General features: G+C 39.1%; 7 protein-coding genes. All 7 read right to left on the bottom strand.

Annotated elements, in window-relative coordinates; all coding sequences use genetic code 11:
* Positions 1–2 precede the first annotated feature (2 nt).
* The 7 genes from pstA to BVH04_RS21930 all read right to left on the bottom strand — a co-directional run bounded on the left by pstA (position 3) and on the right by BVH04_RS21930 (position 12,281).
* Positions 3–848, bottom strand: coding sequence for a phosphate ABC transporter permease PstA (gene pstA / locus BVH04_RS21960; protein WP_086543611.1), 846 nt, complete (start codon positions 846–848; stop codon positions 3–5).
* On the bottom strand, positions 845–1,723 hold the full coding sequence (pstC, locus tag BVH04_RS21955; RefSeq protein WP_086543610.1) for a phosphate ABC transporter permease subunit PstC: 879 nt from the start codon (positions 1,721–1,723) through the stop codon (positions 845–847). The genes pstA and pstC overlap by 4 nt, the downstream gene beginning before the upstream one ends.
* Positions 1,720–2,556: a substrate-binding domain-containing protein gene (locus BVH04_RS21950; protein ID WP_086543609.1), complete on the bottom strand. Its 837-nt coding sequence runs from the start codon at positions 2,554–2,556 to the stop codon at positions 1,720–1,722. The genes pstC and BVH04_RS21950 overlap by 4 nt, the downstream gene beginning before the upstream one ends.
* A 513-nt stretch (positions 2,557–3,069) precedes the next feature.
* Complete coding sequence (locus tag BVH04_RS21945; RefSeq protein ID WP_086543608.1) at positions 3,070–5,769, bottom strand: bifunctional YncE family protein/alkaline phosphatase family protein; 2,700 nt, start codon at positions 5,767–5,769, stop codon at positions 3,070–3,072.
* A gap of 104 nt (positions 5,770–5,873) precedes the next feature.
* Positions 5,874–7,874: a TonB-dependent receptor plug domain-containing protein gene (locus BVH04_RS21940; RefSeq protein ID WP_086543607.1), complete on the bottom strand. Its 2,001-nt coding sequence runs from the start codon at positions 7,872–7,874 to the stop codon at positions 5,874–5,876.
* Positions 7,875–7,941: 67 nt separating this feature from the next.
* On the bottom strand, positions 7,942–10,392 hold the full coding sequence (locus BVH04_RS21935) for a bifunctional YncE family protein/alkaline phosphatase family protein (protein WP_086543606.1): 2,451 nt from the start codon (positions 10,390–10,392) through the stop codon (positions 7,942–7,944).
* Positions 10,393–10,874: 482 nt separating this feature from the next.
* Positions 10,875–12,281: an alkaline phosphatase PhoX gene (locus BVH04_RS21930; RefSeq protein ID WP_205635904.1), complete on the bottom strand. Its 1,407-nt coding sequence runs from the start codon at positions 12,279–12,281 to the stop codon at positions 10,875–10,877.
* Positions 12,282–12,639: the final 358 nt, after the last annotated feature.

Below are 12,639 nucleotides of genomic sequence, written 5' to 3'. Positions count from 1 at the left end.
AATTAATCTTGGGTCCTATATTTAGATCGAATTATGAATGCGACTATATTCAATAAAAAAACTAAAGTGATCAAAACAACTGCTGTTCCATAAGCCAATGGCCTTACCTGTTCGATAGCATAATGCTGTGTTGAAAGCATATATAAGTGGTAAGGTAATGCCATAAACTCTTGGTTTATTGAAGTAGAAACGCCGTTGATGTAGAAGGCCACACCTGTAAATAAAATAGGAGCTGTTTCACCAGCGGCTCTGGAAAGTGTAAGGATTACTCCTGTTAAAATTCCAGGCAGAGCCTTCGGCAAAATAACATCTTTGATAGTTTCAAATTGGGTTACTCCCAATGCCAATGTTGCTTCGCGCATACTGTTAGGTATTCTTTTTAAAGCTTCTTCGGTAGTTATTATGATATAAGGCAGGGAAAGTAGCCCTAATGTAAGGCCAGCAGACAAAACAGAAGTGCCAAGCTTCATAGCTTGCACAAATAATGCAAGCCCAAAAAGCCCGTAGATTATGGAAGGGACGCCAGCTAGATTTCTGATCGAAGCCCTGATAATATTTGTAAATAAGGAGTGTTTTGCATATTCATTCAAATATACTGCACAAGCCACCCCAAAGGGTACAGCAAACAATGTCGTAATAAAAGTAAGTAAAACTGTTCCTACGACAGCCGGCAGAATGCCACCTTGGGTCATTCCGTCGGTAGGATATTGAAGTAAAAAATCCCAAGAGATTGCTGGTAGGCCTTTTGAAAAAATGTCCCATAAAATAATGCCCAAAAAGGTACAAACCAGTAAAGTGCTGCCAAGTAAGAGTAACCAATCAAATGCATGTAATAATTTCTTTTTCATGCATCAAATTTTCTTAACCGGTTCGCGAAATATTCACCTAAAAAGTTAATAGATAAGGAAATCAAAAATAAAATTGCTGCAATTGCAAATAAGGCAAAGTAGTGTGTGGTTTGATAAGGCACCTCTCCCATTTCAATGGCAATAGTGGCTGTAATTGTTCTTACAGAGTCCAAGAATCCTTTTGGGATTGCCGCAGCATTACCTGTTGCCATTAATACAGTCATTGTTTCGCCCAATGCTCTGCCTAGCCCTAGCATTACAGCGGCAATTAACCCTGGCAAAGCAGCAGGGATCGTAATTTTAAATAAAGTCTCCCATTTATTGGCACCTAGTGCTAATGAGGCTTCTCTATGGCTATTTGGTACTGAATTTATAGCATCTTCACTGATGGTGATGATGGTTGGCAAAGCCATTATAGCTAACAATATGGAGCCGTTTAAAGCATTTAATCCATTTTGAATACCAAATAGTTTAGAAATGAAAGGGCCCAAAAGTACAATTCCTAGAAATCCAATTGCTACAGAAGGAATAGCAGCCAACATTTCGATAACAGGTTTTAAAATCATTTGTAATTTTTCAGGAGCCACCTCAGATAGAAATGCTGCGGTAAGGATACCTAAAGGAACAGCAATTACCATTGACCCTATAGCAACTAAAAATGTACTAACCAGTAAAGGAAAAATACTGTAACTAGTATCAGGATCCCATTGAATGCCTGTAAAAAAATCTATGGGATTTATTCTAGAAAAGAATGAAAATGCATTATACATCAACATAAAAAAAATACTGCCTAAAAGGGCAATTGTAAGGAAACCGGCTCCTTTAAAAACCTGTTTGAAAGTCCAATCTATCATTTCCCTTTTATAGCTTGTCATTTTACTTTCTTTATAGGATAGTAACCTGATGCATTAATGATTGCGGTACCTCTTTCTGTTTTTTCAAAATCCAAAAATGGCTTCACTTTTTCATAATCACTCTTTTTATAGTATTGAAACAAAGGACGTTGAAAAAAGTATTCCCCAGAGGCAATTTTTGCAGAATCCAAAGGAGAAATTGAGGGCTGATTGTCAGTATAAATTTTCAAGACCTTTATTTCTTTACTATCCCCCATTTTCACATAACCAGCCCCCACATATCCTATTCCTGAGTTATCTGCCTTAATGGCTTCTAAAATCTGTGCATTGCCATTCATTTGTTTGGCGTATGGGGAGAAGTGAATATTGAGAATGTCTTTTACAAACTCGTAAGTGCCGGAATTACTTTGGCGGCCGTAAATATTTATAGGAATATTTTCTTGCAGTAAATGTGACCAGTCTTTGTACTCACCATTCAAGATTTTGGACAAGTCCGATACACCAATTGAATCAATTGGAAGTGTATTTGAAACCACAAAGGCAATTGCGTCCTGAGCAAAAATGAAAGAATCTAGTTCAATATTTTTTTCTTTAAACAGCAACATTTCCCCCTCATTAATTCTTCTGGAAGAATTTGCAATATCCGCAGTCCCGTTCAATAAGGAAGCGATTCCCAATCCTGAACCACCGCCAGAAATGGAAACTAGTAGGCTATTGTTTTTTTGGTGAAAGGATTCTGCTAATAACACAGCTAAATTAACTTCTGTATCAGACCCTTTTACTTTAACTGTACTGGTTTTAGTAGAGCATGACTGCAGGAAAAAAACACAAAAGACAAAAGTAAGGTAATGCATGTGCAAAGATGTTAACTAAAAAATCACCTACATCCAGATTTGGTTTAAGTTTTTGTTATATTTTTAGGGTTATTTGCTTTAAAATATTCAGCCAACAGTTCCATTAATATGCTTCTGGTCTATTTATTTGGTTCTTTAGATCTGATATACTTTCTAAATCATACAAATAAGATGTAGAAGTCATATGATGATTCATATATCAATTTTCTTGATAACCTAAAAATTGAATTTTTTTTATACTTTACAAATCTTGTCATAAAATATTTCAATTCCCCCATTATTTATATCACAGAAAATATCGTTTAAATTCATGGATGCAATTGATTCATAATTTCCCCTATTTTCAACTCTTTAATTAGTAACCCAAAGTGTATGAACTGTACAGAATGTTTGTTCCCTGTATGCATATTGAGACCAAAAGATGGTCGGTCCTACGATTGAAATGCCTTAACCAATTCGTAAACGTCCTCTGTAAAAACCACTTGTAGTGGGCTAAAAAAAAGTGGTCAAACCTCAATTATTTTTAAACTCTTTCTTAATTATATCTACATCGTCCATTTCGGGCCCTTGCATGATGGATTTCCAGTCAACCCATTTATTATACCTCTGCATGGCCTTGTCCGCATTGAAAACTCTTGGGTCGTGAGGTTCAACCGTATATGGTGTATAGTCTGGAATTGATGTAAAAAAGTCCTGAAGCAAAGACGCTGTAACATCGTATTGGTTGACATACGGTACGCCAAGAATGTTGTAGATCGTCTTGAGAATGGAGCCAAAATTGGCGTGGGTATGGCTGATTTGGCCTCTTTTTACGTACGGACCAGCCATCATCAAGATACTGCGGTGCGCATCAATATGATCCACGCCACCCTGCGGATCGTCTTCGGTGATGATGACCAGCATGTCTTTCCAATAGGTGGTGCGTGACAAGAAATGTAGAATTCTACCCACCGCAAGGTCGTTGTCGGCAACAAAAGAAGCGCTGGAGAAATAACCATCTTCAGGTCTTGGAGAGGCTGTGTGGTCATTGGGAATTTGTACGGTAATTAAGGAAGGCATTTCTTCCTCCCCTTTGAGCCACATTTTGGTAAATTCTTCTTCAAATTGATTCATCCTAAATTGGTCAGGAATATTCATATTGTAACCGGCATAATTGGTGCTTGTCCTTGAAAACAAGGCCTTTTGCATGGGTACCATGACACCATGGGCAGCGCCTGTAAGTGTGTCTGACCAAGTCTCTCTCACATGCGCGGTTTCATTGGCTTCACCAAAATTATAGAACTCCAATCCCTTACGTTCCATTGCTTCCCAAAGACCGCCTATTTCTGCATAATCTTCAGGGTCCATGCTCCCCGTAGAACCGGGAAATCTCCTACCCGGAGCAGGCGAAAAAAGCTTTGCTGTCTTATCTACGCTGGAATTGCTCTCTACCCATTCGTTTGGAATAACTCCCACCATCCAATGATGACCATGGATGGATGCATCACTGTCGCAATAAAAATTATCACTTAATGCAAATTGCTTGGCGGCCTTGTGGTGATTAGGCGTCACTTTCATGATTTCTATTCCCGATCTTAAGCTATCAGGAAGGGTATGCTCAGCATTGATCCCAAATCTGGCAAGACTTTTATCGCCATTGACACCTTCCATTTGTCCAAATACCTCATCAAATGTCCTGTTTTCTTTGGTGATGTAAACAATGTGCTTGATGGGACTTTCTTTTGCACCTGGGTAGATAGGCAGTGGGTTGGGATCGGTAGGATCGGCCATCACTTCGCGGAAAGTATTATCAATAGTTTGCTTAGTGTAAGATGCCAATTGGGATGAATTAGGTATAGCGATCTTTTGAAAACTACCCAATTGTATATCTCCAATGTAAGTTCCCTGTGGGGGTGCTACAAAGCCTTCCCCTCCATTTGGTCCGGCACCTAGACCTCTGCAAGAAATGACATACATCTCTTTTTCGTCTTCAGATAATCGCACTCGGGTTGGTCCCCAACCTGTAGGAATCAAGCCGAGTGTCTTTTCACTTTTGATGTCTATGACCGCCACCGCATTCATACCCAAGAGCGCTACATACAGTGTTTTCTCGTCCTTACTTAAGGTGATGCCAAAAGGTAAGGAGCCACGATAGCGATCAATTCGTTGGTCAATTTCAACCGGGATGTGTTTCACTATTTCGCCTATTTTATGGTCAATCACAGCGATGTTGTCATTGGTGGCATTGGTGACGTAGAGGTATTGCTCACCAACTGCAATCGAATTAGGACTTGCTCCACCCACGACTTCTGCATCTTCTACCATTTCCCCTATTTGACTGCCTGTTTTGTATTTGTTGATGACTGTATTGGTCGTCAGGTCTATTGTGAATACACTCATGGCATCCGGAGACAAAGGATCTCCAACACCCGGTATAGTTTTACCATCGATGATGGTACCTTCAATAGATTCTTTAGAATTATCAGCGTATGGATGTCTCGAAATGAGCATCTCATTATAGTTTTCTTCCGTCAATCCTTCGATCAATGAATACGAGTACATTCCCACATTTGCAACAAAAGCCTTCTTGTGGTCTGGGCTGATGGCTAAGCCAAAAGGCTGTCTTCCAACTGGAATCGATGCCGTAATTTTCTTCTTATGCAAATCATACCTTACCATCCTGAAATTACCCCGATCCAATACGAGCAATTCGTTGTTTTGGTACACTAAATCTGAGGTAAAGCTATCCTCGAAATTTTTACCATCAACGACACCGTTGAGCGAAATGGAATCTATTCGGATCATTTGCTCAACATCGTAAACGATCACGGCTCCATTATCGCCTCCACTGAGGTAAATGGTTTTATTATCCGGGTCAAAAGCAACACCGAGAAAAGAGCCGTCGGAAAGAGGAGACACAATGGATCGATCATAACTCGGAACACGGGTAGCATCCAAGTCAGAAGTATGGATCACTGTGAAAACACCATTATGCAGACTAATTGCTTTTTTGCCATCAGGAGAAATAGCCAAACCAAAAGGGTCATGTGTAATTCTTATCAATTCTCCGGCAGGAGTCAAGGTGCGACCACTTGGCAGTACTGAGGTTCCATCTTCATTGATGATACTAATCTCAGATTTTGCAGGCACTTCCAAGATGGGCTGCAGTTGCTTTTGGGCATAACATACAAGATATGAAAAAATAAAAACTAGTGAAAAGGCTATCAATCTCATGGGGCTTCAATTAGTTGTCAATGAATAGTTAAAATTATATTACTTGGGTTCCTCAAATTATAAAGGACAGTTAACATTCTGTTGTTTATCAATTTCCAAATAGATCAAAAGGATACTTTTATTCCCAAAATAGCACTTCTGCCTACGCCATTGATACCAGATCCATGAAGCCTATAATCAGCATTTCCCAAATTTTGTAAGGCTAGATTTAGGGAAATTGATTTCCAGGTATATGAACTAAATATATTGAGTATTTGCCAAGCTGCCGTTCCATTTGGATCTATTCTATTGTCGGAAATATCTCCCGCAGCCAAGCGTTTTTGTGCAGCAGCGAATTGGAGTTCTGGCCGTACTAAAAAGTTTGATTTTGAAAACTCTATCCCAATTCTCCCAAAAGTAGGTGGCGTTCTTCTTAAGGGTTCATTTTTACTGAGGTTTTGGGCGTAGGTATACGCGAGGTTGGCAAAGTATTTTAATGAGTTATTGATTTTTCCCTCTACCTCAAATTCGAAGCCTTTTATGCTAGCTGATTCTACATTTTCTTTGATGTAGACAGGGTATCCATCAATTTCCTGATTTTCTACTTTGACTCTTGTGATAAGATTACTTAGCTTATTGTAGAAGATAGAGGAAGTAAAAGCGATATGCTCCGAATGGTATTTATATCCCAACTCAAAGTTGTCAGCATGTTCTGGTTTTAAATTATACGCTGGTATCTCGTATCGGAAATCCACAATCCCAAGGGTTCCCATGTCATCAATATTGGGAGCTCTAAAACCTCTGCTATACCGACTATATAATTGCAAATTTGTAGTTGGAAAATAGGAAATAGCCAAACTTGGAACTGCTGACTTAAATCGTAATTCGCTTATCCCAAGCGTTTCATCTTTTACATTCAAGACAATACTATTAAATCTATATCCCGCAGTGACGCGCCACTTATTTATCAAATAGGTATGTAGGCTATAAATGGCATAACTGGTCGCCGATGAACCATCTGGATATAAGCCCCTACTTTCAATCGGTGAATCTGAGGAACGAATTATTTTATCGCTTTGAACCAAATCATGGTAGATCTCCACACCACTGCTTGCATTCCAATGATTAGAAAAAGTTGACTTAATATTGATGTTAAGGCCTTTCGTATCAATTTGATCATTTTCCTCCGTCAAGCTTTGAGAGGTATTTTTTTGAGACTCCCTTGTCTCCTTGGATTTTTGCCATGAAATGGTAGAATTTATTTGCTCAAAAAAAGGATTTTGGGTTTTGATGGAATATTTCGCGTAGCTCAAATTTCTTTGCTGAACAGCAAATTGATTGATCCGGAAATCTTCTAAAAGTATTTTATGGTAAACGGGGATATCATTTGCTTCAAAGTATTGATGGGCAAGCGTTAGTTCTGCATTTTTTAGCTTAAACACCGATTTAAAATTCCCCATTTGTTCTCCATATCCTGAGTTTTTCTGGACTCCTGTATTTCTACCTCCAGGCAAATCCCCGAATTTTCTTTTGGTGAAATCTGCCATAATCGCCACATTTTTAGCACCATAAGACAACTCTGCTCTGCCCGTTTGTTCTATATTTTGTGTGCCGATACGGCCTGTGACATTTCCATGAAATCCCGAATCGAATACTGGATTTTGAGTAAATACCTGAATAGTACCCCCAAGTGCATCAGAGCCATAAGCAACCGAGCCTTCACTTTTTAACACCTCAATTCGAGAAATGGAAAAAGGGTCAATGGTATTTAAATATTGGTTGGGTCCATATCGGAAAGTGCTGTTATTCAATCTTATTCCGTCAATTAGCAGTAGAATTTGGTTTCCTGTAAGGCCACGAACGAAAGGCGAGCCTCCTCCATGGTTGGTTTTTTGGACAAAAACACCCGCCGTTCCCATCAAAATCTCTGGAGTAGATCGTGCAAGTCGAGCGTTGATGTGATCGCTATTGACTACACTTATGGTGGAAGGAATACTGATAATTTCACTTTCGGAACGAAGGGCTGTAACCACTACTTCGCTTAGTAAATTTTTCTGATTCTTAGCAGAGTCAGGTTCTGAGCCAAATAAACTCGCTGATAGTTGAAGAATAAATAATAGTTTCATTCAAGGGTGATGATTTTCTAAATTTCTTTTTCGAAGAATTTACTTTGGGACTTTTCAGAATATAAAATCAATCGTCATCATCCTCATCACTTTCGCTGAATCTTAGGAACGCACTTCTTTTTGGAGCTGGCATTACACTATTCAGACCCTTTACAGATTGCCAAACTATTCGATTCAATTCCAAGTCGTCGATCAGATCAGGTTTTGAGAAATCCATCTTCGCCGATATTGCAGCGTTTTTATTGAACTTGACGTTCATTTCGTTGAGGTCAATTTGGTTATTTCTCTTAACAAAACCTTTAGCATCAACATTTTGGCTAAAACAGCGGAACATTGGAGTCGCAGCCGCATCGTACTGACTCATGGGAGGCAAGCCTAAGATAAGTTCGATGGTTCGCAGCATACCCGAGGTAGAATATGGGGTATGGTCAACATAGTTCCTTTTCACAAAACCACCTGCCACATAAGCGGTGGATCGATGAGCATCTACATGGTCTGAGCCATTTTGAGCATCATCTTCCAAGATAAAAACTACAGATTGCTCCCAAATGGAGGATTTGGAAAGGTGTTCCACAAACATCCCTACCGCCAAATCATTATCTGCGACCATGGCTGAGGTAGTAGGCAATCCTAAGCGTGCACCTGCTGTGTGGTCATTTCCCATTCGAACCAAATTTAACCTTGGGACTTTTTCAATGGCTAACATTGAATCAAAGTCTGTTTTCCAAATTTCGAAACGAAGGCTGTCCTTTATGCTCAAATCATAATCAGGATATTTGGTACAGATATTATTTTGGAGATTGGGCAGAAATTCTGGCTTCCCAGTAAAAATCCCATAAGACCGAACACTCAAGCCTGCTTTGACAGCAAAGTCCCATAAAAACCCATTTTTGGGATGAGCGATTTTTCTACTTCCTTCATAATCATAGGTTCCACCTCGGCCTCCGTAGCTGGTCACCCAGCTTTTCTCTACATAATCATTTGCATAGGCCGCCGTACTCCAATTGTGCCCATCGGCACTTACTTCTGCATCAACATAAAAATTATCTAACAAAACAAATTCATTGGCAAGGGCATGGAGATTTGGTGTTACTTTTTCCGGAAAGAGACAAAGGGTAGAATCCCCGTTTCCCTTTTTGATATCACCGAGTACTTGGTCATAGGTTCGGTTTTCTTTGATAATATAAAAAACATATTTAATGGGGGAATCTTCGCCTACTTTCATCGGAATAGGATTGCCTTTTTCCCCTTCAGGGTTCAGCTCTTTTTCCTTAGTATATGGGGTGTTTTCATAAACTAGCTTCGAATACTCAGCCAATAGGCGTTCGTTTGGAGCATCAAAAATGCTGAGGGTTCCTTTAAAAAGCCCACCAATGTATTGAGACCCTTTAACTACCTGAGGATTTGGACCTTTATATTGCGGATCTCTGGAGCTTATCGGGTTTGGCCCGTCAGGATTTGGAGAGGAGGAAAAACCTTTGCCATTGGTAAGATAAATTTTATTTCCAATTGTTTTTACAGCTGTAGGGTACCAGCCGGTAGGGATAAAACCAAGGGGTCGGCTTTTACCTTTTATCTCCACATCAAACACTGCCAAGCAATTGTTATCAGCATTGGCTATGTACAATGTATGTTCATCATCACTCAATGCTACTCCATTTGGGGTGGAGCCTAAAGGGGCATCCGGGTAAAGGGAACAAGATAAAATTTCGATCCGAGTTAAAGATTCGGTATCTATAAGAGATACAGTATTGTCATTGCCGTGGGAGACAAAAAGATGTTTCCCATCTTTGGTGAGCACCATATCGTTGGGATTTTTATCCGTTTCGATGGCTGACTTAAAACTTAAATCCTGACTATCTAAGACCCAAATGCTAGCACCGCCCCATATTGAAACATAAAGAGTTGACTTATCTGGCGAAAGAATACAAGTGTAAGGTTCGGCAGGTAAGTCGATACGGGTTTCAATGCTTTTTGATTCAATGTTAAGTTTATACAGAGAATTGTTTTCTTTGGACACTACATAAATGTACTTATCCGTAACACAAAGTCCTGCAGGGGAGACTTTGACAGGCCATGGTTCATCCAAAACAATTTCTCCATCAAGAATGAGTTTTTTATCGATGATCTTATAAATGAGTATTTTATTGTCGTTTCCGCCTGAAGCGTACAAATATTTTTCATCCGGGCTAAAAGCCAGGCCCAAATATGCTTTTGCAATGGTAACATCATCCAGTACTTGTTCGGATTGGGCGTCAATAAGGGTGATGCTCTGCGTGCTTTGACCATTATTGGTTACTGCCAATAATGTTTTGCTTGGCGAAACAACTAGATTCAATGGGAGGTCTTGAAGGTTAAGACTATTGCCTGCGGGCGTAAGAGACCAGCCATTAGGCAGCTGGATTCGGTTGTTTCTTAAGGCTTGGGTTTCTTTGCTTTCCAAATCATTGATCACATTTCGTGGATTCTGACACCCGAAGAAAATTAATATGAGAAAAATATATAGTGACGATCTCATTTTTTGGGAGGTTTTGTGGATACTGAAAACTGTGATAGAAAGAAGTCTAAACCTACAGTCAAATTTCCCAAGTTTTAGCTAATCAATATTATCTAGCTGTTAACTTTTTGACTAACTTTTAATACTACTATTATTATAATAGTTCATAATAAAAGGTCAAAACATCTTTGGAGTATTAACAAAGCAAATTTAAACTTAAAATAAAGGTTCTGTAAATAATAGATTATTATAAAACTTAAACTTATTTAATATTGAATAAAATACTTAGAACATGCAATTTTCAAGGACCTTAAACGAAAATACTATCATCATCTAAAAACTTGACTTAAAATATACTGGTATTACGAGACTCAAACCAGTCACTTCTAATAATTTAAAAAAACTTTCACATTTATTGGCTTCTATCCAGAGTCATACTATTTCACATAGTCAAATAAAAAACACAGGTATACCCATATGCCTAATCAGTATCTTTAAATTAATTAGGTTAGCATAGGCTCCCAGGGGCCGGTAATCGCCAGTGTAAGACCTTCATGTTGGATGTTTACAAAAAGGGTCTTACCACTGGGAGAAAAGCAAACGCCTGCCAATTCAGATTCATATCCAACGTTTAGTCCCAAATGGTAAATATCTCCTTTCTGGGTAATGCCGATAATTCGTGGCTGGAGATTATCTTCACAAAGAACGATGTCCCCCCAAGGTGCTACGGTCAGATTATCGCAGGAGCTTATTATTTTTTGGTCATTAGGTTCAGCAAAAAGTTCCAAAACACCTCCACTCTTTACAGCTCCTTTCTTTTCATCTCTACTGGGAATATATCTAAAAACCTGTCCATTTTTAGCCTTGCCCCCATTTGTACAGGCAAAATAAATCTCATCATTTCCATACCACATTCCTTCCCCACGTGCAAAACGTGCTGCCCCTTGGTTGAAGCCTCTTAATCTGAGATCATCTTCTTCTGGGTCAGTATCCTCAAGGTCAATCCATTCCACTGCCATCTGATCCCCTATTTTAATGGTTTGTTTATCCCAATTACGGGTGTCAAATCCTTTATGAACCTGTAAACTCAAAGCCTGTAGCTTCCCGCCTGCACGAAGGTTTCCCCACTCATTGGGAATAAATCTATAGATAAGTCCATCGCCTCTGTCTTCTGTGAGGTAAACAAACCCACTATCTGGATCAACTGCTACTGCCTCATGGTTAAAGCGACCCATATCTCTAAGTGGAATGGGATCCGCTAATTTAGCTGTCTCTGAGACAGGCACTTCAAAAACATAACCATGATTATGCTCATTTACTCCTTCTTCCTTTTTTTCAACTGTTTCTTCGCAGGATAACCAACTGTTCCAAGGAGTGGGTCCGCCCGCACAGTTGCGGATCGTACCTGCCAAGGAAAAGTACTGGTATTCCATTTTCTGGGTATTCTCATTAAACAAAAATGTGGTGGTTCCGCCAAGACTAGGTTTTTTACCATAGCCGCGATCATAAATCTGAGAATTAGACAGTTGATATAGTTTGGAGTTATCAGCTCCGAAGGGACCACTTTCAGGATCGTCAGATGATATTTCGTGGTTACGAATAACCAGCACTTTACCATCTTTACTTTCAAATGCAGCCATAGCATCGTTTCTACCCGGAGAAATAAAACCGTCGTCCATGAGTTCACCGGATTTTGAAATTATTTTATAAGAAAAGCCCTTTGGCAGATTTAATATACCTTGGGGATCATCCAACAAAGGCCCATATTTATCATATAACTGAAAGCCGTCAGGAGCTGTAGACTTAGAAACTGAAAAATACCTTAACCCCATAAAACCAGCACTGACCATCAATGACTTTTTAAAAAATTCTCTACGCCCCGAATTATCTTGCTTTTGCTCAATTTCCATGATTGCCGTTAGCTTAATTATAGTTGAAATTTAAGCCAATAATACCTTTTGAATCATTTAAATAGATGAAATAAACTTTATCCTTCTGTGAAGTTAAATGTATTTTAAGTAGTCCAAAGTCAGATTTGTAATGATTTTCACTAGAGTATCATGGAGGAAAAGTAGGGTGTCTTTTAAGTCTTTTGTGAACTTATTTCGGGTTGTATCAAAGTATTCTATGCTAGAATCGGTTTACAAAAAATGCTACCTACCATCAATAAATACGATGATATTTTTCCAAAGTCTTGCTTGTCTTTTACATTTTAGTTTGAGAAGCGCCCATAAAGATCCTCTGGGCTTAACCCAACTTGCAGCCTTT

Origin of the sequence: Algoriphagus antarcticus, from assembly GCF_002150685.1 — a bacterium.
Taxonomy (GTDB): Bacteria; Bacteroidota; Bacteroidia; order Cytophagales; family Cyclobacteriaceae; genus Algoriphagus; species Algoriphagus antarcticus.
Note: the sequence above shows the minus strand (reverse complement) of the source record. Positions and strands in the feature narration are given on the sequence as shown.

Excerpts from the sequence above, each read along its gene's own strand:
- pstA (WP_086543611.1), bottom strand. The coding sequence starts at position 848 with ATGAAAAAGAAATTATTACATGCATTTGATTGGTTACTCTTACTTGGC.
- pstC (WP_086543610.1), bottom strand. The coding sequence starts at position 1,723 with ATGACAAGCTATAAAAGGGAAATGATAGATTGGACTTTCAAACAGGTT.
- BVH04_RS21950 (WP_086543609.1), bottom strand. The coding sequence starts at position 2,556 with ATGCATTACCTTACTTTTGTCTTTTGTGTTTTTTTCCTGCAGTCATGC.
- BVH04_RS21945 (WP_086543608.1), bottom strand. The coding sequence starts at position 5,769 with ATGAGATTGATAGCCTTTTCACTAGTTTTTATTTTTTCATATCTTGTA.
- BVH04_RS21940 (WP_086543607.1), bottom strand. The coding sequence starts at position 7,874 with ATGAAACTATTATTTATTCTTCAACTATCAGCGAGTTTATTTGGCTCA.
- BVH04_RS21935 (WP_086543606.1), bottom strand. The coding sequence starts at position 10,392 with ATGAGATCGTCACTATATATTTTTCTCATATTAATTTTCTTCGGGTGT.
- BVH04_RS21930 (WP_205635904.1), bottom strand. The coding sequence starts at position 12,281 with ATGGAAATTGAGCAAAAGCAAGATAATTCGGGGCGTAGAGAATTTTTT.